The organism is Bradyrhizobium tropiciagri (genome assembly GCF_018130505.1).
Lineage (GTDB): Bacteria > Pseudomonadota > Alphaproteobacteria > Rhizobiales > Xanthobacteraceae > Bradyrhizobium > Bradyrhizobium tropiciagri_B.
The window spans coordinates 22,570-49,106 of record NZ_JAFCKH010000015.1 but is presented as its reverse complement, the minus strand read 5'-3'; the positions used below and the strand labels follow the sequence as shown (position 1 = coordinate 49,106).

Annotated in this window: 16 protein-coding genes; 7 read left to right on the top strand and 9 right to left on the bottom strand. The window is 64.4% G+C overall.

Going from position 1 to position 26,537, the window contains the following annotated elements; genetic code table 11:
• Positions 1-6: 6 nt before the first annotated feature.
• Positions 7-813 (bottom strand): WecB/TagA/CpsF family glycosyltransferase, encoded by an 807-nt coding sequence (locus JQ633_RS31400; RefSeq protein ID WP_349631637.1) that lies wholly within the window; start codon positions 811-813, stop codon positions 7-9.
• A 52-nt stretch (positions 814-865) separates the two neighbouring features.
• Complete coding sequence (locus JQ633_RS35280) at positions 866-1,690, bottom strand: response regulator transcription factor (RefSeq protein ID WP_249159786.1); 825 nt, start codon at positions 1,688-1,690, stop codon at positions 866-868.
• Between the two features lie 364 nt (positions 1,691-2,054).
• Here JQ633_RS35280 and JQ633_RS31390 point away from each other — a divergent pair, with 364 nt between their 5' ends.
• The 4 genes from JQ633_RS31390 (at position 2,055) to JQ633_RS31375 (ending at position 7,801) form a co-directional block, all read left to right on the top strand.
• The gene (locus JQ633_RS31390) at positions 2,055-3,416 is read left to right on the top strand and encodes a polysaccharide biosynthesis/export family protein (protein WP_211989523.1); all 1,362 of its coding nucleotides are present in this window, start codon (positions 2,055-2,057) and stop codon (positions 3,414-3,416) included.
• A gap of 594 nt (positions 3,417-4,010) precedes the next feature.
• On the top strand, positions 4,011-5,024 hold the full coding sequence (locus tag JQ633_RS31385; protein ID WP_211989521.1) for an NAD-dependent epimerase/dehydratase family protein: 1,014 nt from the start codon (positions 4,011-4,013) through the stop codon (positions 5,022-5,024).
• Between the two features lie 177 nt (positions 5,025-5,201).
• Entirely contained in the window at positions 5,202-6,560 is a 1,359-nt protein-coding gene (locus JQ633_RS31380) for a sugar transferase (RefSeq protein ID WP_211989519.1), read from the top strand.
• A 131-nt stretch (positions 6,561-6,691) separates the two neighbouring features.
• Positions 6,692-7,801, top strand: coding sequence for a UDP-glucuronic acid decarboxylase family protein (locus JQ633_RS31375; RefSeq protein ID WP_211989518.1), 1,110 nt, complete (start codon positions 6,692-6,694; stop codon positions 7,799-7,801).
• A 14-nt stretch (positions 7,802-7,815) separates the two neighbouring features.
• On the opposite strand, the gene JQ633_RS31370 is transcribed toward JQ633_RS31375, so the two are convergent.
• Positions 7,816-8,688 (bottom strand): LuxR C-terminal-related transcriptional regulator, encoded by an 873-nt coding sequence (locus JQ633_RS31370; RefSeq protein WP_211989517.1) that lies wholly within the window; start codon positions 8,686-8,688, stop codon positions 7,816-7,818.
• Positions 8,689-9,126: 438 nt separating this feature from the next.
• On the opposite strand from JQ633_RS31370, the gene JQ633_RS31365 reads away from it, so the two are divergent.
• Positions 9,127-9,780, top strand: a complete 654-nt coding sequence (locus JQ633_RS31365; protein ID WP_349631636.1) for a response regulator transcription factor — start codon at positions 9,127-9,129, stop codon at positions 9,778-9,780.
• Positions 9,781-9,860: 80 nt separating this feature from the next.
• Here the strand turns inward: JQ633_RS31365 and JQ633_RS31360 are convergent, their stop codons facing one another.
• From JQ633_RS31360 to JQ633_RS31345, 4 genes are all read right to left on the bottom strand, one after another.
• Positions 9,861-15,722 (bottom strand): LamG-like jellyroll fold domain-containing protein, encoded by a 5,862-nt coding sequence (locus JQ633_RS31360; protein WP_211989514.1) that lies wholly within the window; start codon positions 15,720-15,722, stop codon positions 9,861-9,863.
• Between the two features lie 74 nt (positions 15,723-15,796).
• Complete coding sequence (locus JQ633_RS31355) at positions 15,797-17,818, bottom strand: preprotein translocase subunit SecA (RefSeq protein ID WP_211989512.1); 2,022 nt, start codon at positions 17,816-17,818, stop codon at positions 15,797-15,799.
• A gap of 10 nt (positions 17,819-17,828) precedes the next feature.
• Entirely contained in the window at positions 17,829-19,979 is a 2,151-nt protein-coding gene (locus JQ633_RS31350) for a PqqD family peptide modification chaperone (RefSeq protein WP_211989510.1), read from the bottom strand.
• A 10-nt stretch (positions 19,980-19,989) separates the two neighbouring features.
• On the bottom strand, positions 19,990-21,741 hold the full coding sequence (locus JQ633_RS31345; protein ID WP_211989505.1) for an efflux RND transporter periplasmic adaptor subunit: 1,752 nt from the start codon (positions 21,739-21,741) through the stop codon (positions 19,990-19,992).
• A 453-nt stretch (positions 21,742-22,194) separates the two neighbouring features.
• On the opposite strand from JQ633_RS31345, the gene JQ633_RS31340 reads away from it, so the two are divergent.
• Complete coding sequence (locus JQ633_RS31340; protein ID WP_211989504.1) at positions 22,195-23,082, top strand: efflux RND transporter periplasmic adaptor subunit; 888 nt, start codon at positions 22,195-22,197, stop codon at positions 23,080-23,082.
• Positions 23,083-23,198: 116 nt separating this feature from the next.
• Positions 23,199-24,185, top strand: a complete 987-nt coding sequence (gene dusA, locus JQ633_RS31335; RefSeq protein ID WP_211989500.1) for a tRNA dihydrouridine(20/20a) synthase DusA — start codon at positions 23,199-23,201, stop codon at positions 24,183-24,185.
• Between the two features lie 20 nt (positions 24,186-24,205).
• Here dusA and JQ633_RS31330 read toward each other — a convergent pair whose 3' ends face one another.
• Both JQ633_RS31330 and JQ633_RS31325 read right to left on the bottom strand, forming a co-directional pair.
• Positions 24,206-25,114 (bottom strand): LysR family transcriptional regulator, encoded by a 909-nt coding sequence (locus JQ633_RS31330; RefSeq protein WP_211989775.1) that lies wholly within the window; start codon positions 25,112-25,114, stop codon positions 24,206-24,208.
• A 154-nt stretch (positions 25,115-25,268) separates the two neighbouring features.
• On the bottom strand, positions 25,269-26,480 hold the full coding sequence (locus tag JQ633_RS31325) for a muconate/chloromuconate family cycloisomerase (RefSeq protein WP_249159785.1): 1,212 nt from the start codon (positions 26,478-26,480) through the stop codon (positions 25,269-25,271).
• Positions 26,481-26,537 lie beyond the last annotated feature (57 nt).

Here is a 26,537-nt window from a genome sequence, read left to right as displayed (position 1 = left end):
GCTGCTTCAGCGCGCAATCTCACGCTTCTCGCTTCCGGTGGTCACCGCCCTGCGGACGAGGGCGCCGGAGGCAAGAAACATGAAGCGCGGCACGATATAGGCGTAACGCCGCCACAAGCGCCGAGGCTCCGAGCACAGCCGAAACAGCCATTCGAGCGCATGACGCTGCATCCACTTCGGCGCCTGGCGTTTCGTTCCCGCGAGGAAATCGAACGCTGCGCCGACGCCGATCATGACGGGCGCTTCGATACGCCCGAGATGTGCTGCCATCCAGCGCTCCTGTTTCGGGGTGCTCAACCCGACCCAGACGATGTCTGGCCGCGCGGCGTTGATCGCGTCGACGGTGGCGCGATCCTCTTCCGGCGTCATTTCCCGGAATGGCGGGCACAAGGTGCCTGCCACCTGCAGTCCGGGGACCGACTTGACCAGGGTTTCCTCGAGTTTCTCGGCAAGCCCGACGTCGCCGCCGTAGAAGAATTGCCGGTAGCCGCGCCGGGCGGAAACCGCCATCATTTCCCGCATCAAGTCAGGTCCATAAACCCGTTGCGTCTTCGTCTTGCCGATCAGGCGCAGGAAATAGACGAGTGGAACGCCGTCCGGCGTCACCATGCCTGCCTGATTGTGGATCTGACGCAGCGACGGGTCACGACGGCATTCCATCACGCCGTGGACGCCGGTGATGCAGACATACTCGCGGCACTCCTCGCGTATCCAGTGCTCGATCGCGGCGACCGCGTCGTCAATGGTGATGGCGCACACATTGACGCCGAGAACGTCTCCGCGCTCAATGCGCAAGTCGGTAGCAGGGTTCACTGCTCACCCCCCAATCTTCACAAGCTGCAAATCGAAGGCCGTCCTGACTGAGTCAGCACGCATCCTTGATCTGGTGAACGGAGTGGCCGTGCTCCAGCGCCCAAACGGCTGCTTGCGTCCGGTTCGCGACCTGGATCTTTCGCAGGATCGATTTCATGTGGACCTTGACGGTCGCTTCGGTGATTTCGCATGTCCGAGCAATGACCTTGTTGGCGTGCCCTTGCACCAGGCCGTCGAGGATCTGGGCCTCGCGCTCCGACAGCTTGGGGCCATTTTGCGTGGATCCCACTGCCTGCAGAGAGCCCGCGTGACCGGCCGCTTGCATCGGCCCGTAGCCGTTCATGGTCGGTTTCGCGGACATGCTGACGACGTTCACCGAGCCGGCATCGTGTTCACCATGACTCGAGGGGGCGGACTCGCCATTGCCACCTTGCGGCTCGCGCGCCTTGCTCGTCGGAGTTGGCCGTGTGGCGGGGCTTCTCATGTTGGCCGTCACCACCACGCGGGCGTCTTCGATGTTGACGAGGTCCAGGGTCCTGATCAGCGTCTCGGGAGATGCGAACAGAGGGACGCAGCCGTCGACATCCGAGGTCAGGAGCTTCTGGAAATCCGCGATGGTTGCCTGCTCGAACAGCACCACGATCTTGGTGCCGGACCACCGCTTGCGAATGCTGACGGCTTCCGCAATTGCATCGTCGATGCAGTCTCCGCCCAGGATGACGAGCTTCGGATCGTCAGGTGCGGTCGCATCGTCGAGATCGGCGGCAGATCCGACGCTGCACACGACCCGGTAGGAGTAGTTTTTGATTAGCGACTCAAGCGCCTCGCGAACCAGCAAATGCGGTTCAATGACTACTGTAATGGTCTTCTTTGCCATAATGATCCCTCGAGTACTGCCGAAATTGCAGTGGGGGCCCTTGATGGGCAGGGAAATACGCGATAGCTAAGTTGCTTGTCCCTCCGTTGTTGGCCCAATCATCCTGTTCGAGAACGATTGGGGTAGAGTGTCCGTGGTAGCCGTTCCGCGTGTGCCGGATCTTGTTCCTGGTCTTGACGGCGGCCCGATTTCAACGCGGATTTTCGGCGTGGACTTGCAGCATAGGATTGGCTGTCCCCGCCTATGCACTGAGATTTCGGGGGTGGTCTGTCTAAGAAGGATTACCCACTAAGGGTCCGGCATGGCCTGCCGGCTTTGCCTATGTTGGCTCTGGCCCATTAGCAGCCCGACCCGGTTGGCAAGAATGATCGCAGTGTTGCGCAAGTGGCAGCGTAAGCAGGGAACATGCGTCGCGATCGCTTGTGCTTGCGCGCTCCTGATATTCGCCCTTCAGATTTTGTCGATTGATGTTGCCGCAGCACAGCCGGCTGCTCCGAAAGCGTATCGGATCAGCACCGGCGACAAGATCATGGTGACGGTGTTCGGTCAGCCCGATCTGTCGGGCGAGGCGACCGTCGACCAGAGCGGTCATATCCGTCTCCCGCTGATCGGTGATGTGCAGGCCGTCAACCTTACGCTCACCGAGCTCGAGGGCGGCATCGTGAAGGCCCTTACCCCGGATTATGTGCGCAATCCGACGGTGAGCGCGAGGATAGCGGAATACAGCCCCATCTATGTCCTGGGCCTCGTCCGCACGCCCGGCCTGTATCCCTATCGGGAGGGCTTGTCGGTCCTCGCGGCGATCGCGCGGGCAGGAGGCATCGGCACGTCCGAAGCGCAGCAGGGCGCCGCGCTTGGATCGCTGTTGCAGGCGGAGGAGCGCGTTCGCCTGCTCGAGACGAACCGCGTCGTGTTCCTCGCAAAGCGCGCGCGGCTGACTGCCTTGCAAAACGACCAGGACAAGATCGATTTCAGCGACATGTCCGGAATTGCGTTCGATCCCGCCCGCATTTCCCAGATTCAGGAGAGTGAACAGTTGGCATTCGCTGCCGAGCGGCAAGCAGTTCAGCAGGAGACGGAGGCCCTCGAGCAGCAATTCCCGAGACTGGAAGCGGAGATCGCATCGCTCAAACGGCAGTCTAATCTCGAACTGACGCAGCGTGGCTTGAATCGCGAACTGATCACCGACTACGAGCAGTTGGCGAAGAGCGGCCTGGCGCGGAAGTCGACCTACATCGAGGTCAGGCGCGAGGAAGCGCGCATCGATGGAAATATCGGACGCCTGGAATCCGACGCGCTGAAGGCTGAGCTTCTGGTGGGCGAGGTGCGCTTCAGGATCGCCGAGCTGCGCAATGTCTACCACCGCCGGGTATCGACCGAGCTTCGGGAGACCGAGCGATCGCTTCTCGAGCTGAGCGTGAGCCTTCCGGCCGCGCATCGACTGCGCGCGGCCTATGCCCGCCAGGTCGGATATCTGACCACGGATCAGACGCAGGCGGCGATCACGGTGATCCGCACCAATGGCACGACGAATGTGAGGTATGAGGCCGCCGTCGACTTCCAGCTTCGGCCGGGAGACATCGTGCAGATTGGCCCGCTTTTCCCGACGATGTCCGAACCGGCCGGGGACCGGTCCGCAGAAAAGGGGGCTGAGATCGCCCCCCATTCGCGGCAGGGAAGCGCTGCCGCCGGAGTTGCCTCTCCCCCTGCCGCGACGATCAACTGAGCCGCTGAAGGTCTTGGCCGCTAAAGGTCTTGGCCGCTGAAGGTCCCGCCGGCCGAGCAGTCAGATCAATCGCTGCCTGGCGCGACTGCGGGCTATGGTCTTGGCGGCGTTCCTCTCCGGCGTGCGGTCGTCAGCGTCAGCGATCCTTTGCAGAGCATCCATCGACAGACCGTATTCCGTGCCTAGTGCTTCCAATGAAGCGCCTTGAGCCCGGCGGATGCAGATCGCCCTGTTGAGCTCCAACAGGATCGCCTCGCGCAGTGGGTCATACGGTAGGTACATGTGCAGAGCGCCTCTCGCTAGTTGCCATGCTCGTCGGCAACAATTCCAAACATTCGTTTACCCGCGATGAAGAATCACGGCGGCAACGAAATCAACGCGGGATTCCATTGTACTGACGATTGCTAGGATTTTGAGCACCCCGCTGCAATAAGCAGCGCATCAACCTGTTACCATAGACCCAACAGCAATTCCATATACATAGGACAGTGCCTGTTGGGGTTACTCCTCCTTGGCGCTTGAGCACGCAGCTACTCGCCGTAACGTCGCCTGCGAGGATCGCTGTGAACCCGAGCGCCAACGATGGAGGAGAGAATGTCAGGATCGCTGAAGCCCTGGGCGCTGGTGACGGGAGCAGGCGGCTTCATCGGCCATCATCTGGTGACGTATCTCAAGGCGGCGGGCTATCGTGTGCGCGGCGTCGACATCAAGGAGCCTGAATATGGTCGGACGGATGCCGACGAATTCATGGTGCTCGATCTTCGCGAGCTGAAGAACTGCCAGATGTCGACCGCGGGAATGTCGCTGGTCTACAATCTTGCGGCCGACATGGGCGGCATCGGATACATCACCGCGTCGCGCGCTGCGATCGCTCACAACAACTCGCTGATCAATCTGTTCATGCTCGAGGCGGCGCGCGCCAGCAATGTCGAGCGCTTCCTGTTCTCGTCATCCGCCTGCGTCTACCCGCACGGCCTGCAAGTCTCTCCGGACGTGGCACCTCTGCGCGAGGAGGATGCATTCCCGGCCCAGCCCGAGGAGGGCTACGGCTTCGAAAAGCTCTACGCGGAGAAGCTTTGCCAGTACTACACCGAGGATTATGGCCTGCTCACGCGGGTGGTGCGCTTCCACAACGTCTACGGCCCGCTGGGCACCTATGACGGCGGGCGCGAGAAGGCGCCGGCGGCGATGTGCCGCAAGGTTGCACGCGCTTCCGATCGCGGGCAGATCGAAGTGTGGGGCGATGGCAAGCAGACCCGCTCGTTCATGTATGTCGACGATTGCGTGGAAGGCATTCATCGGATCATGCGGTCCGACTACGCAATGCCGCTCAACCTCGGAACCGACGAGCTGGTAACCGTCGACGAGCTGGCCGACCTCGTGATCGATATTTCGAAGAAGCGGATCGCGCTGGTGCACGATCTCAGCAAGCCACAGGGCGTTCGTGGTCGCAACAGCGACAATACGCGGCTCCGGAGCGTGTTGCAGTGGGAGCCGCGCATAACCCTGCGCGAAGGACTTGTTCCGACCTACAACTGGATTGCAGAGCAGGTCGCGCTGGAGGATGGGGCCAAAAGAATGCCTGGCGCGGCGGTCGCGGCTGAATAAGCGGCTAGCTCGTCGAACGATTGGCGGCTCATGTCAAACGCCGATGCACGCCTGGTCCGCACCTTGCCGCCACCCCGCGGCAAGCCATTCGAGGGTGGCCGACAAACACGTCGATCTGAGCCACGGCTGCCTCCGCTCGGTGCCATCCTGGCTGCCTGCGACCTGGCATCCGGCTCGATGTCCATCCTTGTGGCCACGGTCGGCGTCGCCGTGGCGAGCGGCGATGCCGGAGCGGCCGGCCAGATGCACGCGCACCCCGCAGTGCTCCTCCTGCTGTTGCTCGCCATCAACTGTTCGCTCGGCCTGTACCGATCCAGTATCGGTAATCCGATCGAGCGGTTTCGCCTGCGTGTGACCGGAGCGGGGCTGTTCATCTTCGCGGGGCTGCTGATCTGGATTCATGCAGCAACAGCGGCGGACCTGGTCGTGGTGGCGATCATCGGCCTGGTTGCGCCGGTGATCGGATTGTGGACCGAGCATCTGGTCCGCATGCTGCTCGCGAAGCATCCGGCCTACAGCACGCCGGTTGCCATTCTGGGCACCGGCGCGGAGAGCCGGGCCGTCGCGTGCCTGCTCCTCAAGCGTCCGGGCTGCGGGCTTCGGCCGACAGGATATATCGACGATGGCGCCGCTGCCGACGCCGCTGCCGAGGCGGGGCCTCCGCTGGAGCAGTTCGCCGGCATGGCAGCCGCGTTGCCGGTGGTCGGCGCGCTCGATGGCTGGCACGCCGAGGACGGGGCCGAGGTGATCGTCGTGCCGGATTGCGGCCGCTTCCAGCAGAGCCTCGTCACGCGCAGCCGCCTGGCGACCCGGCAAGTGCTGGTCATCACCCGGCTGGGCGACTTTCCAATGTTCAACTCCCGGCTCCGCAAGACGGACAGCTTCGTTGCGCTCGAGTTGAACGGAGCACCCGGCGGCTACAGCAAGACGTTGAAGCGCGCCATCGACGTCGTGGTCGCGCCGCTGCTTCTGCTTGTCGCCGCCCCGATCATCGCGTTGCTCGCGCTGGCGATCAAGCTCGCCGATCCCGGTCCTGCCTTCTATGGCCAATGGCGCATCGGCCAGTTCGGCAAGCCGATCCGGGTCCTGAAGCTGCGCACGATGTACAGGGATGCCGAGCTTCGGCTCCAGCGTGTGCTCGCGAGCGATCCTGGTCTGCGCGCGGATTGGGAACGCAATTTCAAGCTGACCGAGGATCCGCGTATCCTGCCGCGGCTCGGCAATCTGATGCGCAAGGCCAGCCTCGATGAGTTGCCGCAGCTCTGGAACGTCGTTCGCGGTGACATGAGCCTGGTCGGACCGCGACCGTTTCCCGCCTATCACATGAACGCCTTCGATCCCGAATTCCGGGCGCTCAGGACGACCGTGCCGCCGGGATTGACCGGCCTGTGGCAGATCTCCTCGCGCAGCAATGGTGATCTCGACACGCAGCGCGCGGAGGACAGCTTCTATATCCAGAATCGTTCGCTGCTGCTCGACCTCTACATTCTGGTCGCGACAGTGCCCGCCGTGCTCGGCGCCACCGGCGCAAGGTGACGGCAGGCATTACCCCTTCTGCGCCACGAGCGCACGATGGGGAAACACATATGATCCGGCGGCAGCAAGGATTTGCGACCGCTTCAGCGTTCTGTGCCGGGGTGCATAACCCGTTTTTGGAGTAGAAGCTCATGGACAATTCATTTGCCTCCGAGCAGGCCGTTGCGGCGACCACCACATCGCGTGCGGTTGCGATACGGCCTCCACGCCGCGTGCTGGTGACGGGCGGTGCGGGATTCATCGGCTCGCATCTCTGCGAACGCCTGCTTGAAGAAGGCTGCGAGGTGCTCTGCGTCGACAATTTCTTCACCGGCACCAGGCGCAACGTCGAGCACCTGCACGACCATCGGCGCTTCGAATTGCTGCGTCATGACGTGACGTTTCCGCTCTATGTAGAGGTCGACGAGATCTACAATCTCGCCTGTCCGGCTTCGCCGATCCACTATCAGTGGGATCCGGTGCAGACCACCAAGACCAGCGTGCTTGGTGCGATCAACATGCTCGGCCTCGCCAAGCGTCTGCGGGGCAAGATCCTCCAGGCGTCGACGTCGGAGATCTACGGCGACCCCGAGGTCCATCCGCAGCAGGAATCCTACTGGGGCCACGTCAATCCGATCGGCCCGCGGTCCTGTTATGACGAAGGCAAGCGCTGCGCCGAAACGCTGTTCTTCGACTATGGCCGCCAGCACAATTTGCGCATCAAGGTCCTGCGGATCTTCAATACCTACGGGCCGCGCATGCAGCCGAATGACGGCCGCGTGGTTTCGAACTTCATCATTCAGGCCCTCAACAACGAGCCCATCACCATCTACGGCGACGGCCTGCAGACGCGTTCGTTCTGTTTCGTCGACGATACGATCCGCGGAATGATGGCGCTGATGAACGCGCCGGACGACGTCACCGGGCCGGTCAACTGTGGCAATCCCAATGAGTTCACGATCCGCGAACTGGCCGACAAGGTGATCGCCATGACCGGGTCTCGCTCACGGATCGTGCATCGTCCGCTGCCGCAGGACGATCCGAGGCAGCGACGTCCGGACATCAGCGCGGCACAGGAACTGCTGAACTGGCAGCCGACGATCATGCTCGAGCAAGGCCTGCAGCGAACGATCGCGTATTTCGAGGACCTGTATTCGAAGGGAAGCAAGCGCGCACGGGAGCGGCGGCAGGTTTCGCGCACCCGCGCTGTTGCCAAGCCGAAGGCCCGCGAGTTGATCAGGAACCAGGCCGCCGCCTCCTGACGGAGAATCCCCGGCTAGGATTGCTTGCCCAATCGTACCGGGCCGGCAATCCTTTCGTTCTTGCGGTTCAGAGGCTGGATGCGCGACGCGTCGATCAGAGCCAGTGGCGGCGGCTCGAGTTGCTTGACTTCGGAGACCGCCTTGACACGAGTTGTAAGTGCCCTGCCGGCGTTCGGAAGCGATAGTTGGCCCGGGATGCGATTGTTCATGCCCCAGATCGCGGCCTGCGTCCGGTTCTGAACCCGGATCTTGCGCAGGATCGCCTTGACGTGGACTTTCACGGTCGCCTCGGCGATGTCCAGCTTGCGCGCGATGCACTTGTTGGAGTCGCCCTCGATGAGGCAGTTCAGGATCAGTTTCTCGCGCGGGGAAAACGGCGGAGCAGTCGCGTCATCCACCTCGAGCAGAACGGCTTCTCCGGTTGGATCGCCGCGATGATCACTGTTCGCGAGCTCGCCCGGACCGGCGTCGAGCAGGAACGACAGGCATGCCGACGGGAAGATCGTTTCGCCCAGCATCACGAGCTCGAGGGATTTGACGAACTTTTCGCGGCTGACGACGTTGACGAAGTATCCGTTTGCGCCCAGGCGCAGTGCAGAGACCAGATCGTTCAGGCGGTACTGACTGACGACCACGGCAATGCGGCCGTTCGCGTAACGGCGCCTGCAAAACTCGATCTGCTCGAGTGCGGTGTCAAAGGTCTCGTCGGTGTGCACGATCAGAAAGAGCGACGGATGATGCGTGAGTATGCCGGGATGCAGATCGACGGCAGATGAGACCGACGACAAGATCCTGAAACGTGCAGTCCGCAGTATCCTGGCAAGGCCTTCCCTGAGAAGTATACTTTTTCCTGCAATGACGACCGGCAATAATCGGTGTCTGCGCATGGTGATGCTCCATCCTGGGGCGCAATAATGCCCTTGGCCGCAGCAACTGCGACCATCTCAATTAGCGCTTGGCGACTTGGACGAGCCGTGGACGAAAAGTTATTAGATGATGCAAATGTCGTATCAAAAAGGGACGTGAGACGAGCGGCTCCTACAATATTTGTCGCTTAGAACTGGGCAGATTAGTTTCAAATTTTCAATATCCCTATATATCATTGGTTATATGGGTGCCGTCTAGGGCAAATGACGATTGTTGCCATTTGCCGCATGCAAAATTGCCCGTGCAGACGCCATTTGCCGCGGAAAATCTCGCTGAGATTGTGCGTCGCAAACGCCACAAAGTTTAATTGAAAATCGGCAGAACCCGGCGAGACAGTACTAGTACTGGCTCAATTGAGACGAAAATCGAGCGGATTATGTTAATGTGCGCGGGTGTCTATGTCGGCGGACAGAGGAACACTTATGCGTCGTACGCGATTGTTAATCGCAGATCGGCATCCTGTCGTTTTGGAGGGTTTGGCATCGGCCTTGGCGGCAGCGCACGACTTCGAGATTGTTGCGTCGTGTAGCGATGGGGCGAGTTGCGTCGAGGCGATCAGAACCTCCGGTTCCGATATAGCGCTCCTTGAGGGAGCGTTTCCGGATGTGAGCCGCGCCGAGATCCTCGCCGTGATCGACGGCGAGCGGCTTGCCACCCGCGTGGTGTTCTTTGCCGCAGAGGATGGCGATCTCGACCAGCCGATTGCTGCCGGCGCCTGCAGCGTGATCTCGAAATCCGCCAGCCTCGAGACGTTGGTGCACTCCCTTAGAGTAGTCGCGGACGGCGGCAGCCTGCCGCCGGGACCGGCGCCGGACGCGGTGCCGGCCGGCAAGGAGGCGAATGGTATCGCCGTCGATAATTTGCTGGCGGTGCTGACCGAGCGGGAGCGCGAGATCATGCGCCTCGTGTCCGAGGGATTGTCGAACAAGGGCGTCGCGCGGCGGCTGAACCTCTCCCAGGGGACCATCAAGGTCCACCTCCATCACATCTTCCGCAAGCTCGAGATCAACAACCGGACGGTCCTCGCGGCGCTCGCGGTGTCCCAACGCTAGGCGGCGGAGCTCGTCCGTGCCTACGAGATGAGGGGCGATCATCTCCGCCCCTTCGACATGGACCCGTGCCACCAGCCCGATCAGCCGATCGCCTTGAAGGTCGCGACCTGCATCACCCATGCCGCGGAGCCTGCGAGCGATGCGGTGCCGCTGTAGCTTCCTGCCGCGGTGACGAAGCGGTCTTCGGCAATGTCGGCATCCGGCGAGGTGATGATGCGCGTGGTAAATCCACTTCCCGCATTGTTGAACGCACCGGTCGTCATGCCGGCGGCGAACACCAGTTCGTGCGCGGTCGTGGTCGTGACTGCGCCGCTGTTGGCCGTAGTGCCGGTCCCTGACGCCGAAGTGCCGACGTCGAACGGATTGGCGAGATCGAGACCGCTGTACTCCAGCGCGCGCAGATCGACGAATTGCGTGGAAGCGCTGAAAGTCACCGTCACCGTGTTGGTGCCCGCGGGCGCGGATTTGATGTTCTTGGCGTAGTAGATCGCCTGGCTGATGCCGCTGCCGCGCGCGGTCGGGACCGCGAGCTGGTAGACATTGCCCGCTGAATCGGTGACCGAGGTCACGTTCGAGGTGGTGTTGTTCCAGCCCACGACGAGGATGTTCAGGTCTCCAACCGTCTGAACCGCGGAATAGGTCACCGCGACCTGGGTCTGGTTGGTCTGCGGCGTTGCCGCATTCACCTGCACGAACGCCAGCGGCGCCTGCGTCGTGACGGCATTGTAGGTTGCGGTATAGGTTGTGCCCAGGTCCGGGACGGTGATCACGTGATCCTGCGCGCCGCCGTCCGACCAGGAGACGAAGGTGTAGGTCGTCGTTCCAACCGTTGCGTTGCGTGCCTCGATCTCGTGGTGGAAGCCGATCAGCGTGTCGTAGGTGAAGGGGGCGGTATGCGCGATACCGTCCAGGTACAGCGTGACGCCGGCAGGCAGCGTGTTGAACTGGAGGTTGACCTTGTCGGGGAAGATGGTGACCGATTGTTGCGATTGGAGGCCACTCGAGTCCGTGACCGTCAACGTGATCCGATACCGGGTGAAGCCGCTGAAGTCGTGACCGGTGGTCGGGATGGTGAACGTGCCGCTGGTCACGCCGGTGATCGGTGTACCCGGATGAACGTGACCCTCATGGAGGAAGTCGATATTCCAGGTATACGCACTGGCGGGCAGTGTGCCGTCCTCGACGTCAGTCGCACTGCCGCTGAACGTGATGACATCGCCCGCCCTGAAGATCGCGCCATTGGTCGGCGAAAGAATGTTGATCTGCGGCGCATTGCCGACGCTGATCGCAATCGGTGTCGAGAGCGTCGAATTGACCCCGTCGGAAACCGTGAGCCGTGCCTGATAGGGGCCGCTGACCGAATAAGTGTGCGACGGGTTGGCCTGCGTCGAGGTGACGCCATCGCCGAAATTCCAAAGGTAGGACAGCGGCTTGCCTTCCGGATCGGATGATCCGCTGCTGGAGAAGTTGACGGTGAGCGGCGCCTGGCCTTGAGCGGGCGTCGCCGAAGCCGCGGCCACCGGAGGCAGATCGGAATTGATGAAGTCGATGCGGCGAATCTTGCTGACGCCGTACGTGCCGCTGATATCGGAGTAGCCGAGGTCGACGTAATAGAGGGCACCTTCGGGGCCTTCGGTCATATAGACGATGTCGCCGTAGGGGCCGTCGACCGAGCCGTCGGCCGGCTCGAAGTTGAACACGCCGTTGACCTTGCCGTTGGCGTCGAACGTCAGTCGCTTGATCCAGTTTTGGGTGTAGTCGGCAAAGAAGTAGCTGCCTTGATAGGTGCTCGGGAACTGGGTGCCGTGATACACGAACCCGCCGGTGATCGCCGCATCGCGTCCATTGTGCGCATAGTAGTAGGCCGGTGCCGTGTAGGCGGGATTGCCGTTCGGCGCTTCGACATTCGGCCAGCCGTAATTGGCGCCCCGCGCACCAATGTCGACTTCCTCGATCGCGGTCGAATAGTCGTTGCCGCCCACGTCGCCGATGATGAGGCGCCCGGTCGGTGCGTCGTAATAGGCACGGTAGGGATTGCGCAGGCCGAGTGCCCAGATCGCATCGAAGTTAGGGCCGGTGCCGTCGTAGAACGGATTGTCCGTCGGGATGGTGCCGTCCATGTTGTAGCGCAGGATCTTGCCGCGCGGCTTGGTGAGATCCTGGGCCTCGCCGGCGTTGAAATGCTCGCCGGTCGTCAGCAGGATCTTTCCGTCGTTGCTGAAGTTGATCGCGCCGCCGTGATGCTCGGCGTTGGCGATCTCGCTGTCCTGATAGATCACGAACTCGCTGCCTGCGATTGTTCCGGTCAGCGTTGCATTGGCGGTGAAACGCGAGAAGCGATCGACGTTCGGCGTCCCAAGCGTGTAGAAGATATAGTAGTAGTGATTGGTGGCGAAGTTGGGATCGAGCGCGATGTCGTAGATCCCCTGTTGCACGCCTGCCGAGCCGATGTTGGTGAGTTGCAGGAAAAGCGTCGGGTCGGGCGTCGTGTAGGGCGGCGGCAATACCTTGATCTTGCCGGCAAGTTCCACCACCAGCATGCGGCCGTCGGGGAGGAATTTGATCGCGGTCGGCAGATTGAATCCGGTGGCCAGCACCGTGTTCTGGAAGAAGCTGCTGTTCGCGACGTTGACGGTGACCGGCGCCGACAGCGTCGAGTGACCGTCGATGTCGGTCGCGAGCGCCGTAAGCGTATGCGCGCCGTTGCTCATGGCGCGCGTATCCCATGCGAGTGCATAGGGATCGGCGGTGTCCGGAGCGCCTACCGCGACGTTGTCGACGAAGAACTGGACATTGGCGATGCCGGTGTCGTCGGTCGCGTCGGCCGTCACGTTGACGATACCGCCAACCTGGGCCCCGTTGGCGGGGAAGTCGATCAGAACCTGTGGCGCTCCGACGATCGGTCCGCCGACCGGTATCGCCATGTCCGACTGGACCTGCGGCTGTGTGAGCACGCGGTTGTAGATGCGCAGGTCATCGACCATTCCCTTGTAGAACTGGCCCGTCGAGGCATCCGCGCCGACGCTCATGGAGTTGCCGCGAGCCGTAATGGTTGCCGACAGGGCCTGCGTGTTGACCAGGGTGCCGTTGACATAGGTCCTGACCTGCGCGCCATCGAAGGTGATCGCAAGATAGCTCCACTGGTTGAACGGCAGGGTCGTGCCTCCGGTGGCGACGCGCGCTCCGCCCGTCGTCCCCACGTAGAAGTCGGTCCTGTTGCCGCCGCCCAGCTCCAGTCCGTACTGGTAATAGGGCGACGACATCGTGGTGTTCCAGAACTTGCCGATGACGACGGAATCTCCGCCCGCGGTGGCCTGCGGGTTGATCCACATCGATATGGTGAGCGCATTGCCGGAAATGTTGGTCGAGGCGGAGTTCGGAATCGAGATGAAGTCGTTCACGCCGTCGAAGCTCGCGGCCAGGCTGCCGTTCCTGCCGGGGACCCGGGCAACGCCGTTGTTGAGCGTCGCCGTATTGCCCTGGCCCGATTGATCGATGGCGGCTCCGCTCGCTTCATCGAACGAGTAGGCCGCGACCAGGCCCGCCTGCTGGGTATTGTTTACGGTGATGCTGACGGGCAGGGAATCGCCGGTGTTGCCCGACGTATCGCGTGCACGAGCGACGATCGTGTGGACGCCATTCGCTACCGAGGTCGTGTTCCAGCTGACGCTGTAGGGCGACGTCGTGTCTTCGCCGCCGCCGACCACGACGCTATCCACCAGGAAGGTGACGCCGCTCACTCCGACATTGTCAGACGCATTGGCGCTGATCGTGATCGTCCCGGAAACCGGCGCGGATCCCGTCGGGGCGGTGATCGTTGCCGTCGGCAGCGTCGTGTCGGGCGTGAGAGTCGTGGTGCTGGCGGGCTGGGATTGTGTAGACGGATTCCCGGCTGCGTCCACCGCGCGGACCGTATAGCTGTACGTCGTGTTCGGCGACAGGCCGGTGTTATTGAAGGTCGTCGTCGTCGAGGTGCCGATCTGCGATCCGGCGCGGAAGATCTGATAGCCGGTCACCGCAACATTGTCCGTGGACGCGGTCCACGACAGGTTGATCTGCGTCGACGAGACCGCGGTGGCCGTGAGGCCCGTCGGGGCCGATGGCGGTGTGGTGTCGGCCACTGCGGCCGTCGCGAACGTTCCGTTGGTGCCGATCCGTTCATTTCCCGCGGCGTCGATCGAGCGGACCCGATAGTTGTACGTGGTATTGGGGGCAAGGCCGCTCAGCGCGACGCTGTGCGCCGTCACCAGGGCCGGATCAAGCGTCGTCGACGATCCGTAACTCGTCGTCAATCCGTATTCGACGCGCGACGTCGCAGCCTCATTGGTGGTCCAATTGATCTGCGCGGTGCTGCCGGTCAGGTTGGTGGCCGACTGTGCGGATATCGTCGGCGCGGTCTGGTCGATGGTGATGGTGTCGGTGAAGGCTGCCGACCAGTTGCCCGCTGCATCCATGAACTGGACAGAAACGGTCTTGGTGCCGGCGCCGTTGGACAGCGTCCATGCCTTGGTTGGTGCAAAGGCTTCCGCCGTCGAATAGGACGAGCCGTTGTTGGAGAAGCGCATTTGCGTGACGGAGGTCACCGCATCGCTCGCGCTGAGCGTGAGCGTGACGGCGGTGGTGTTGGTTGCGGCCGCGCCTCCGTTGATGACGACCGTACCGGTCGGCGCTTGATTGTCGACGGTGACCACCACCGGCGTCGAGGTCGTAACGTTGCTCGCAGCATCGCGCGCCTGCGCCGTGAGCGAATGCGCGCCGTTCGATGCCGTCGTTGTGTTCCAGGAGACCCCGTAAGGAGACGTCGTGTCTTCGACGCCGATCAGGGTGTTGCCGTCCAGCAGGAACTTGACGCCGGCAACACCGACGTTATCGGAGGCAGTTGCCGCGAGGTTCACCGTGCCCGCCACGATCGCTGCCGGCGGCGTGAGCGAAACGCTCGGCGGCGTCGTATCGGATGGCGGCGCGGTCCCGCCAAGCGACGTGACCATATCGGTAGCGACCTGGTCCTGCGTCAGGGCGTGATCGGCGATACGCACGTCGTCGATGCGGCCCGGGAATTCGTAGCCTGTCGCGCCTGCGCGACGGCCGATGTTCACATTGGCCGTAGAATTCTGCTGCGAATTGGTCACCGTGCCCAGCAGCTGGCCGTTATCGAGCACGCCGTTGAGATAGACGTTCAGCGTCTGGTTTGCAGCGTTGTAGACCCCGGCGATGTGATACCAGGTATTGGTCTGCAACGCCGTGGCGCCGTAGCGGAACATCGCTCCGCCGGAACTGTTGGTCAGCTTGAAGCCGATGGTGCGCACACCGGTGTCCGCGGTCAGATCAAGCTGGTATCCGGACTCCGTTCCGGCGCGCTTGGACACGACCGCCGCATCATCCCCCGGAAACGAACTGGCGAACACCCAGGCGCTGATGCTCATGCTGCCGGTGAATTGCAGCGCGGTGGGATTGCCGAGATTGACGAAATCGTTGCTGCCATCGAGGGCGATTGCATTGCCGTATTTTCCGGCCGCGAAGGTCGGACCGTTGGTGAGTGTGCCGACGATGCCGTGCCCCGATGCATCCGCCGTGGTCGGTCCCGAGATCTCGTTGAACGCATAGCCTGCCGTGATGCCGAGCGGGTCCGCGGCGAGCAACAGGCGCGGCTCGAGAGTCTCAAACAGGATTTGCGAGGGGCGATTGGCGGCGTTGCCGTCGTCGCCGGGCTTCCGGTCGGGTTCGCCGGTGCGATGGGTAAGTCGTCGCGTCAATCGGCTGACAATGTCCCGAGGCATCGACATTGTACCCTCCCAGCACGAGGCGTGGACGATCGTATGACGCAGCGTTTCAAACCCTGTCAGGGAGTGGGCGCATTGCCATGTTGAGTAATCTTGGTCCGACCTAATGGATGATCGAATTTGCTTCGCGTTGGGGGCGAATGATAATTGCGCCCGCGACATTCGGTTGCACGCATAAGGATTACCTCCCTGGCGTCCCGTTTGTATTCATCCGGAGTTCCAACACGTTAGCCGGGTCATTCCGTGCCGGCGAAACCAAGGATCTTGTTGACGCGCAGATCTTCCGCCAGCGCGGCTCGACGGGCTCGGCTGTGCAGGCGCTCGGCCGCGTGCTGGCTATAGCCGCGTAGCGTCCGTCCGCTCAAAGCCGGCAGCGGCTGGTCCGATTTCGATCCCTTGCCGACCAATCGCAACAGCGGGCCGTTCACGAAGCGTCGGAATAACTCGTCATCCAGCGCCACGACCGACTCGTAGCTGCCGGGATCGCCCTGACGGCCGGCACGCCCGAACAGCTGGCGGTCGATGCGGCGGGACTCGTGGTATTCCGTCAGGATGACATGCAGGCCGCCGGCTTCGCGCACGGCCGGATGCAACTGAATGTCCGTGCCGCGGCCCGCCATGTTGGTGGCGACCGTGATGCGTCCCGGTTGACCGGCCAACTCGACGATCTGGGCTTCCGTGCGATCCTGCCGCGCGTTGAGCACCACGGGCTCGAGCTGCGAGCGGCGCAGCAGCTCCGCGATGTGCTCGGAAGCCTCGACCGACCGCGTGCCGACGAGCACGGCCCGGCCGGCCCGCACCATGTCGGAAGCGGATTCGACCACCGCGTTCCATTTGAGCTCCGCGGTCCGAAGCACGCGGGTGCCGGAATTCGTCCGCCGTAGCGGCTTGTTCGTCGGGATGCGCACGACGCGCAGGCCATAGGTGCCGTAGAGTTCGCCCGCCGGCTCGGTCGCCGTTCCGGTCATGCCGCAGAGATGCACGTAGCGCCGGAAGAACCGCTGGTAGGTGATCTGCGCAAGCGTGTTGCGGCGTTCCGTGATGGTGCAATGCTCCTTGGCTTCGATCAGCTGATGAATTCCGCTTTCCCAGGAACGGTCGGGCATGACCCGCCCGGTATATTCGTCGACGATCTGCACCTTGCCGTCGGCAACGATGTATTGGACATCGCGCCGGTAAAGGTGAAGGGCGGCGAGCGCGTTCTGCACGATCTCCTCGCGTGCGCGCCGGATCGCCCATAGGCCGGGCAATCCGGCGGCGAGCAGGGCGATCCGGGCGTTGCCGCGCGCGTTCAGCCGGATCGACTTCTCGTTCGCGCGCAGGGTGAACTCCTCGCCGGGCGTGAGGCGCCTCGCGATATCGAGCGCGGTCTCATAGAGGCCGTCGGCGTTTTCGGTACCTTCCTGCGATCCGGCGAGGATCAGCGGCACGCGCGCTTCGTCGATCAGCACACTGTCGGCTTCGTCCACGAGCGCGAAATGCAGCCCGCGCAGCAGCGGCTGGCGGTGGCCGACAAGCCTGCTGTTGAATATGTCGTCGACGGAGAGTCGTGCGCGGGCGCGACGCGGGCCCAGCGCAAGCCGGTCGCGCAGATAGTCGAACACGAGCTCCTTGTTGGTGCAGTAGGTCACGTCGCTTGCGTAGGCGCGTTGCCGCTCCTGGGCCTGCTGACCATGCTCGACAAGTCCAACCGTGAGACCCAGGGCATTGTAGACGGGGGCGAGCTGCTCGGCGTCGCGGCGCGCGAGATAGTCGTTCACGGTGATGATGTGGACCGGGCGGCCCATCAGCACGGCGGTGATCGCCGGCAGCAGGGCGGTCAAGGTCTTGCCTTCACCGGTTTCCATTTCCGCTAGGGCGCCGCTCATCATGGCGGCACCGCCGAGCAACTGCACCGGAAAGTGGCGCATTCCGACGTGCCTGCGGGCCGCCTCGCGCGCGAGTGCGAACGAGGTGGCCATCTCCTGCGAGTAGAGGCGCGCCGAAAGCATCCGCGGCCGCCACTCGTCGACGAAGTCGCGCAGTCGGCGGTCCGTCAGCGTGACCAACTGCGGTTCCAGTTCCTCCACCTGCCGCGCAAAGCGCCACAACCGGCTACGCGAGAGTGCCGGCAGCAATTGGGGGGAGATCCGCCCCCAGGCGCCGAGCAGTGCGGCATCGAGGCTGCCTTCCTTGAAAGTAGGCCGCTCCGCATAGGGAGCGTCCGCCGACACGGGACAGAAACCGTTGATCTGTCGTGGCCGGAGCGAGAGCGACATGGGCACGACCTCAGATCTGCAGTTGCGAGAGCAGCAGCTGCTGCAGTCGTCGCAGGATTTGCCGGCCGGCCGGTTCCCAGTCGTAGTCGAACCTGACATAGGCACGGCTGCCGAACGCAGATGCTGCAGCGTCGCCGGGCAGGGCGATGTCGACCTGGAAGACGCGCTGAAGCGTCTTCGTGCCGTGCGGGTCCGAGGGATTGACGGCGACGGGGCCACCGCCGCCGCTGCCCAGCGCCTTGCTGGGCAGGTCGTCACGTCCTGCCGGCACCTCGCGCACGATCTCCGCCGGCACGGGCGCATCAAGTCGCTCGGCAAGGAAAACCGAGGCTCTGCGTAACCTGTGACGAACCAGATCGATGTCGGCTTGCGATATCGTGGCGCGCACGATGCAGGAGCCCGTCGCGAGAACGTAGCCGATCTGCTGGCCTTCGCGCAGATAGCGTCCGGCCAGGTCCTCCGCCTTCATCACGGCGAAGGTACCGTTGCTGCGGCTGCGCACGATCAGGCGATCAGCGCGATCGGCCGCGGTCGCGAGTTCGGCGCGGGCCTGTTCCAGTTCCGTGGTCGTGATCTCGGCGCGCACACGGTCGGTGAAGCGCTCGCTGGCGAGCTTCGCCTCCAGCTCGGTGACGCGCGCGCGCAGGATCTCGACCCCGGTCGCGAGCGCGGGATCCTCGCTTTCGACCAGTGTGTCTCCCGAGGTCACGCTGCTGCCCGGCGCGATCGTCAGTGCGCGTACGAAGCCGTCGGCTCCGGCGCGCACGATCGCGTTCTCCGGCAGCCACACCACGCCTTCGGTCGTGGTGTACGAGGGCACCGGGACCCAGAACAGCACAAGCGTGGTGGCGAGGAGCGCGGCGCACGTCGTCCCGACGGCGCGGGCGCGGTTGCGCTGCAGGCGCGGGCTCGCGAGCACGAACCACAATGCCTTGCCGATCGGCCGTACCACACCCGTCAGCAGGCTCCAGACCGCGATCGCGATGCCGACCGCGAGATATTGCGAGGCGACGAACACCGCGATCGTGAGCATCACGAACTGGCGATACACGAAGGCCGCCGGCGCGTAGAGCAGGAGCCACGCCTTCTCGGCGCCGGTTGCGACGAAATCCCTCGATCCCTCCGTGCGGAACACGTAGCGGTCGACCAGATCGCCCCAATACTTCGTGGCCCGCTGTGCGAGGTTCGGGATTTCCAGCAGATCGGCGAGAATATAATAGCCGTCGTAGCGCAGCAGCGGGTTGCCGTTGAAGATCACCGTCGAGACGCCGGCGATCACCATGGCGTCGAACGCCAGGGCGCGAACCAGCCCGCCCTCGACCGCAAGCCATACATAAAGTGCCAGCGCGGCGAAGAACACTTCGACGATCATCCCGGCCGCACCGACCAGCGCACGCTGCCATTTGCTGCGGAATCCCGCCGCGGCCGAGGCATCGACATAGGGCAGCGGCGCGAACACCAGGATCATCAGCCCAAGCTCGTGGACCGCTCCACCGAATGCCTTGACCGCGAACCCGTGCCCGAATTCATGCAAGACCTTGAGCACGACGTAGATCAGGGCGAGCGGGACGAGGTTATCGGCCGCCAGGATGCGATAGGAGGCGTCGGCGCCGAGCTCCTGCCAATGCTGCGCCGCCAGCACCAGCGCCGGCAGCACCACGACGAGCCACAGCAGGGTGCCCGGCACGCCGAACAGCCAGCGTGCGAGCGGCTGGATGCGCTCGAAGAACCTGTCCGGATGCCAAAGCGGAACGCGTATCGCCAACGGGTAAAGCGCATTGGCGAGCCATCCGGTCCGTCCGGCCCGGGCCGCGCGCTCTTCCAGCGCATTTGGATCCGGCGTCGCATCGGTCTGCAGCAGGTCGTGAGCGTTGAGCTGGGCCAGCAGCTGGATGACATCGCCCTGGCTCGGCGCCTCCTCCTCGAGCGTGGAGCATGCTTCCAGCCAGAGCCGATCGACGGTCCGGACGCCGTCCATTGCGGCAACGATCAGGTAGCCCGCCGGCGACAGCCGGTGCACGCGTCCGGTCGCGTGATCCTGAATGATATACCAGGCACTGCCGCGATAGCGGTGCCGGCAGACCGAGGTATGCTCGCGAAGCTTGGGTTTGCGCCGCGCAACGCGATACCACGACGGGCTCAGGAACGGGCCGGCGGTCATCTCGGCGACCTCACGGCAGATACCTCCACGCCGCGAGGCGCAGCCAATCGACGACGGGATGCATCCAGATCCACACGATCGAGCGTTGGCCGGCCTTGACCTTGGCGACGCCCTCCATGCCGGTTCGCAGCTGCAGTCCCGATCCCGACAAGCGCGCCTCGACGCGGTACGAATTACGTCCCTCGTCGGCGACCGTGACCGGCGTGATCTTGTTCAGCGTGATCGGCACCGGATCGCCCGGCCGTCCAGCGAACGCGACGGTGCCGTTCTGGCCGACCGAGACATAGCGAACGTCGCGTTCGTCGACCTGAACGATAAGGCGATAGGAATCGAGCGGCGCGATCTCGAACAGCACCTTGCCTTTCTCGATCGGCGATCCAAGCATCTGGCTCAGGTCTCCGGAGACGACGATGCCGTCGAACGGAGCGACGATGCGGGCGCGCGCGAGCTTCTCCTCGGCCAGCGCGAGCTGCGATTCAGCTTGCCGGATCTGCGGCTCGAGAACGGCGAGGCTGCTGCGGTCGTGCTTGCCGAGCGCCTCGCGATGACGTTGCAGCAGTTTGTCGCGTTCGGCGCGCCATTTCAGACGGTCGAGAACGAGATCGCGATCATCGAGCGCGGCGAGGAGATCGCCGCCTTGCACGATGTCGCCGGCGCGAACCGCCGCGGACCGCACGAACCCGTCGAACGGCGCGACCGCCGCGCGCTGCACCTCGGCTTCGAGCACCGACTTTGCGGTGACGCGATGCTCGCCCTCGGCGAAGACCAGGCCCAGCGCCAATGCAACGACGGCGAGGGCACAGAGCTTGAGCACCGGACGCCGTGCGCCGAACAGCGCCTGATATCCGTCGCCGATACGGTCGGCCAGCCGCCCGGCCACCAGGCGGTTGGCCCGCAGCAGCAGGCCGAGTTGCGGACCCAGCAGCGAGGCGATGGCCTCGGCCAGTTTCAATGTTTCCGCCGTAAAGGGCTCGTTGCGGTGGCGTTCGAAGGTGAGGGCGCCGATCGGCTTGCCGCGACCGTCGACCAGCACGGTGCTCATCGCGGTCGCGCCGGGGGCCTTTGCGCTCTCGGCCAGCGCCCGATGGGCAATCGTCACGGCACGGTCCATCGCCGGCAGCGGAGGATGGGCGACGGCGCCGCGCTGCTCGATCGCCTCATCCATCGCATCCTCGATGGCATCCGCGAGGCGGTTCTCGCGCCTGAAGCCGGCGGAGTGCGAGACCGCGCGCAGGCGAACCGCACCACTGCGCCGAACGATGCCCAAGGACACGCGATCGCACGACAGGCGGGCGGCGAGCTCGTTCGCGACGACGATCGCCATTCCGCGCAGCCGCGGCTGCGCTCCGATCGCGGCGAGAAAATCAAGGCACGCGGCTGCCCGCGTCACGTCGGATGAAAGATCCCGGACGTGTCGTGCCCACGGCAGCGTTTCGAGCCAACCCGCTTCCCAGCGCAATCGATCGGCGACGACTTCCGGAGCGATCGCGGGCTTGCCTGCCGTCGTCGCGAGCGCGATGGCTACCGCCGCAAAGGGACCCTTCGCGAGGCCAAGCGGCATTGCCACGACCGAAGCCACGGGGTGGGCCGCGCTGCTATCCGGGCCGACGCGGCCGGGCCCGACCACCATGCGACGTTCGGCATACGCGGTTTCCGCAAATCGCGACAGATCGCTCGCATCGAGGTCGCGCGGCGGCCATGTCACCGTCAGATGCGGTGCGGCTGCCTCGGCCTGCCGGATCAGCAACAGGCCGCCGGCCACGCCGGGCAAGCGGCTGCATTGCAGCGCCAGCCATGCGGAACCGAAAGCGGCTTCGTCCCTTGCGTCCAGCAATCCACGCCAATGCGGTGACGTGGCCGGATCGACGGGGACGCTTCGCAGTTGCAGGCCGAGGCCTTCATTCGCCGATCGGCTCGCGTCCGGCTCAGACATATGCTGCCTACCAAACCGGCCGACAGATGACCTTGCCGCTGCGCCACTCGCGATTTCGACAAGAGATAGAGAGTGGCCGCGATGCCCTGTCGCCGGGCGGGAGCTTCATCGCATCGCGCCGCAAAAAATACTCTCCTCCGGAGGTACCCCCTCCGCACGGTCGCACTCGCGAGAGACCATCGCCCGCGAATGCCGGACAGGTTAGCTTGGGAGCAAGGTGCGAAACCCGTCGGAGGCCGAACGGTGCTTTCAACGACCAGGGCATTCCGAAAGACAAAGCGCATGGCCGGCCTCGCCTCGTGCGCGATTTTCACGTTGGGCAGTGTCCTTGTCGCGTCTGCCGCGATGGCGCAGACCCGAACGGCCGCGGACAAGGGCGAGTTCGATTGCGTCATCGAGCCGCAACAGGTGGTCAAGCTCGCGAGTTCGGCGGTCGGGATGATTGCGCGGCTTGACGTCGACCGGGGCGACGTCGTTCGGCAGGGCCAGGTTGTCGGCAATATCGAGGATGGCGTCGAGGCGGCAACTCTGGCGCTTGCGCGCGCGAGGGCGACCAATGATTCACAGGTGAAGTCGGCTGAGGCGCGTGTCCAGTTTCTTCGGCTCAAACACGAGCGGCTGGCGCAGCTCCATGCCAGATCCGTCAGCCCGCTGGCATCGCTCCAGGAGGCCGAAGCGGAGGTTCAGGTCGCCGAACAGCAGCTCAAGGAGGCGCAACTCACCAAGGAGATCGCGCGCCTCGAGGTCGTTCATGCCGAAGAGATCGTGAAGCAGCGCGGGATACGAAGCCCGATCGATGGCGTGGTGGTCGAGCGGCTGCTCGTGCCAGGTGAGTATCGAAACGATCAGAGCCCGGTCCTTACGCTGGCGCAGATCAATCCGCTGCGGGTCGAGGTCTTCGTGCCGACAGCCTATTTCGGGCAGATCCGGATCGGCAGCAGCGCCGAAGTGCGGCCGGAACAGCCGGTCGGCGGCGTCCATCTCGCCACCGTCACGGTCGTCGACCGCGTGCACGATGCCGCCAGCGGCACGTTCGGTGTCCGCCTGGCCTTGCCGAATCCGCGCCTTGCGCTCCCGGGCGGAATTCGATGCCGGGTCACATTTGCGATGCATCCGGCCGACGATGGCCCGGCCGTCGTCGTGGGCGATGCTCCGAGAGCCCAGGACTAGGCGGACGGCTCAGGAGGCCCCGCGATAGCGCGGCTGGCTGGGCCGGCATGTTCCATCGACCGGCAGCCTCGAAACATCGTGTTGCATTGAACCAATGTTGCAGTTAAGCAACTGAGATGGAATGGAAATTTTCCGTCGCCCCGATGATGGACTGGACCGATAGGCATTGCCGGGTCTTCCATCGGCTGATGTCGCGGCGGGCGCGGCTTTATACCGAGATGCTGACCACCGGCGCCGTGATCCACGGCGATCGGGCGCGGCTGCTCGGCTTCGATGCGAGCGAGCATCCGGTGGCGCTGCAGCTTGGCGGATCGGATCCGCGTGACCTCGCCACCGCCGCCAAGGTCGGCGAGGACTTCGGCTACGACGAGATCAACCTCAATGTCGGCTGCCCCTCGGACCGGGTGAAGGACGGCCGCTTCGGCGCCTGCCTGATGGCGGAGCCCGCGCTGGTCGCCGAGGGCGTCGCGGCGATGAAGCGCGCGGTCAGGATTCCGGTCACGGTGAAATGCCGGATCGGCATCGACGACCAGGATCCGGAGGTCGCGCTCGACGTGCTGGCGCGCGGCGTGATCGCCGCGGGCGCGGATGCGCTGATCGTGCACGCGCGCAAGGCCTGGCTCAACGGATTGTCGCCGAAGGAGAACCGCGACATCCCGCCGCTCGATTACGACCGCGTCTATCGTCTGAAGGCGGCGCTGCCCGACGTCCCGGTCATCATCAATGGCGGCATCGCCAGCATCGCCGAGGCGCGGCAGCATCTGGCGCATGTCGACGGCGTGATGCTGGGGCGGGCGGCCTATCAGGACCCTTGGCGGCTGCTTGCGGTGGATTCCGAACTGTTCGGCGAGGCGGCGCCGCATGCGGCGATGAAGGCCGCGTTCGCAGCGATGCTGCCCTATATCGAGCGGCAGCTGGCCCAGGGCACGCGGCTGCATGCGATGACGCGCCATTTCGTCGGCGCCTTCCACGGCGTCCCCGGCGCGCGCGCCTTCCGCCGGCACCTGGCGGAGAACGGCGTGCGTGGAGGTGCAGGCGCGGACGTGCTGCGCGATGCGATCGCGCTGGTCGACGATCGCGCGCCGGCGTCAATGGCGGCTTGAAGCCGCCCGTTTCCAACGCGCTACTCGTCGGGCGGCTGCTTGCGCTGGCGCCGCGTGACCTCCTGCGCGATCTTCAGGAAGTTGAACAGGTGAGGCATCCGGTTGTCGCGCCGGTAGTTCAGTGACAGCGCGGTGCCGGGGTTATGTCCCGCATAGGCGCGGTAGGCGACGCCGGGCCGCTCCGACTGCGAGACCGATTTCGGCACCAGCGCGATGCCGACCCCGACCGACACCAGGCTGATCGCGGTCTGATAGTCCTGCGCCAGCACCTGCGACTTCGGAATGAAGCCTTCTTCCAGGCAGATGTTGAGGATGTGGTCGGCGAAGCTCGGCCGCGGCTTGCGCGGATAGAGGATGAAGGTCTCCGCCTTCAGCGCCGACAGAACCGGGACGGGCCGCTCGAGCAGCGGCGAGGTGTCGGGCACGGCGAGGATCAGCGGCTCCTGCAGCAGCGGCTCCGACTTCAGCTCCTCATCCTCCAGCGAGGGGCGGGCGACGGCGATATCGATCTCGCGCTGGATCACGGCGCGCTTCAGCTCGGCATTGTTCATCGCCGACAGCGCGAGCTCGACGTCGGGATAGGCCGAGCGAAACGCCTTGATGACGTTGGGCAGCACGCCATAGGTGCCCGATCCGACGAAGGCGACGCGCAGGTGACCGGAGAAGCCTTCGCCGATCCGCTTGATCTCGCGCTGCGTGCGGTCGAGCCGCTCCAGCACGTCGCGCGCACGTTCCAGCAGCACGCTGCCGGCTTGCGTCAGCCGGATCTGGCTCCGGCTCCGGTCGATCAGCGTGACACCGAGATCGCTCTCCAGCTGTGCGATCTGCCGGCTGAGCGGCGGCTGGGCGATCGCGAGCCGCGATGCGGCGCGGCCGAAATGCAGCTCCTCGGCGACGGCGACGAAATAGGCCAGCCGCCTGAGGTCCATGACATCGTCGCGACCGCTCACGGGGCCGCCGGACATTCGCGCGCTTCCGGGGAAACTGCGGGAAGAGCTTGCCGGATTTCGTGCAAGGCGGACATCGGTGCAGGATCGGGATGACGGGTTCAATGGCAAAGACTGAGCGGGTGGTCCTGGTTTGTCAATTGTGCGCGGACGCGCCGCCACCCGCCTGATCCTTGCGGGCGAAGGCGCGGATCTTGTCCTCGTCGATGACGACGCCGAGGCCCGGGCCGTCGGGGACGCAGATCTCGAACTCGTCGAACTCGATCGGGTTGACGACGAGATCCTCGACCAGAATGCGCGGACCGAAATGTTCGGTGCCCCATTCGAGCTTCGGCAGGGTCGCGAAGGCGGCGAGGTGCGCGGCGGCGCCGATGCTGCTTTCGAGCAGGCAGCCGCCATACAGTTCGAGGCCATGCGCCGCCGCGACCGCCGCGGCGCGCTTCACTTCGAACAGGCCGCCGCTCTTCACGAGCTTCAGCGAATAGACGCTGCCGCAGCCCATCGTGCCGGCGCGGGCAATCTCTTCCTTGGTGAAAGCCGCCTCGTCGACCAGCAGCGGGATCGGGCTGCGCGCGGCAACGCGGGCCATCGCTTCGAGTTGCAACGCCGGCACCGGCTGCTCGACGAGGGCGACGTCGAGCTCCGCCAGTGCGGGCATGAAACGGATGCAGTCGGCCTCGCTCCAGCCCTGGTTGATGTCGACGATCAGACGTACGTCGTCGCCAAGCCCGGCGCGCAGCGTTTCGAGCCGCTTCAGGTCGGTCTGCGGCCGGTTGAAGCCGAACTTGATCTTGAACTGCCGGTGTTCGCGGCGCTGCAGCTTCTCCTTGGCTTCCTCCAGCTCCTGGGCGCTGTCGCCCGACGCCAGCGCCCAGATCACCTCCATCCGCTCGCGCACCGCGCCACCGAGCAGCGCGCTGGCCGGCAGGCCGAGCGTCTTGCCGGCCGCGTCGAGCAGCGCCGATTCGATGGCGGCCTTGGCGGCGAAATTGCGGGTGGCGGCCTTGCTCATCCTGACTGCGTTGGCCTCGAAGGCGAGCGCGGGCTGGCCGAGCAGCGCCGGCGCGAGATATCTCATCACCGCAGCCTGGATCGACTCCACGCTCTCCTCGGCCCAGCGCGGACCGCCCAGCGTCGAGGCTTCGCCGATCCCCGATACGCCATTGTCGAGCAGGACCCGCACCAGCACGTAGCCCTGATGCGTGACCTCCGTGTTGGAGAGCTTGTGCCGCCGCCGCGTCGGCGCGTCCACGATCGTGGCGCGGATGCTGCGGATCGTGGTGTCCTTGGCGAGAGCCGGTGCCACCTGCACGGGCTCTGCGATATCGATCAGGGCGCGCCCCATCATTCCTCACCTGTCAGTTAGAAGAGAAGCCCTGCCAGGCGTGCGATGCCGGGCAGGGCG

Excerpts from the sequence above, each read along its gene's own strand:
- JQ633_RS35280 (WP_249159786.1), bottom strand. The coding sequence starts at position 1,690 with ATGGCAAAGAAGACCATTACAGTAGTCATTGAACCGCATTTGCTGGTT.
- JQ633_RS31390 (WP_211989523.1), top strand. The coding sequence starts at position 2,055 with ATGATCGCAGTGTTGCGCAAGTGGCAGCGTAAGCAGGGAACATGCGTC.
- JQ633_RS31385 (WP_211989521.1), top strand. The coding sequence starts at position 4,011 with ATGTCAGGATCGCTGAAGCCCTGGGCGCTGGTGACGGGAGCAGGCGGC.
- JQ633_RS31380 (WP_211989519.1), top strand. The coding sequence starts at position 5,202 with ATGTCCATCCTTGTGGCCACGGTCGGCGTCGCCGTGGCGAGCGGCGAT.
- JQ633_RS31375 (WP_211989518.1), top strand. The coding sequence starts at position 6,692 with ATGGACAATTCATTTGCCTCCGAGCAGGCCGTTGCGGCGACCACCACA.
- JQ633_RS31370 (WP_211989517.1), bottom strand. The coding sequence starts at position 8,688 with ATGCGCAGACACCGATTATTGCCGGTCGTCATTGCAGGAAAAAGTATA.
- JQ633_RS31365 (WP_349631636.1), top strand. The coding sequence starts at position 9,127 with ATGTCGGCGGACAGAGGAACACTTATGCGTCGTACGCGATTGTTAATC.
- JQ633_RS31360 (WP_211989514.1), bottom strand. The coding sequence starts at position 15,722 with ATGTCGCGGGCGCAATTATCATTCGCCCCCAACGCGAAGCAAATTCGA.
- JQ633_RS31355 (WP_211989512.1), bottom strand. The coding sequence starts at position 17,818 with ATGTCGCTCTCGCTCCGGCCACGACAGATCAACGGTTTCTGTCCCGTG.
- JQ633_RS31350 (WP_211989510.1), bottom strand. The coding sequence starts at position 19,979 with ATGACCGCCGGCCCGTTCCTGAGCCCGTCGTGGTATCGCGTTGCGCGG.
- JQ633_RS31340 (WP_211989504.1), top strand. The coding sequence starts at position 22,195 with ATGGCCGGCCTCGCCTCGTGCGCGATTTTCACGTTGGGCAGTGTCCTT.
- dusA (WP_211989500.1), top strand. The coding sequence starts at position 23,199 with ATGGAATGGAAATTTTCCGTCGCCCCGATGATGGACTGGACCGATAGG.
- JQ633_RS31330 (WP_211989775.1), bottom strand. The coding sequence starts at position 25,114 with ATGGACCTCAGGCGGCTGGCCTATTTCGTCGCCGTCGCCGAGGAGCTG.
- JQ633_RS31325 (WP_249159785.1), bottom strand. The coding sequence starts at position 26,480 with ATGATGGGGCGCGCCCTGATCGATATCGCAGAGCCCGTGCAGGTGGCA.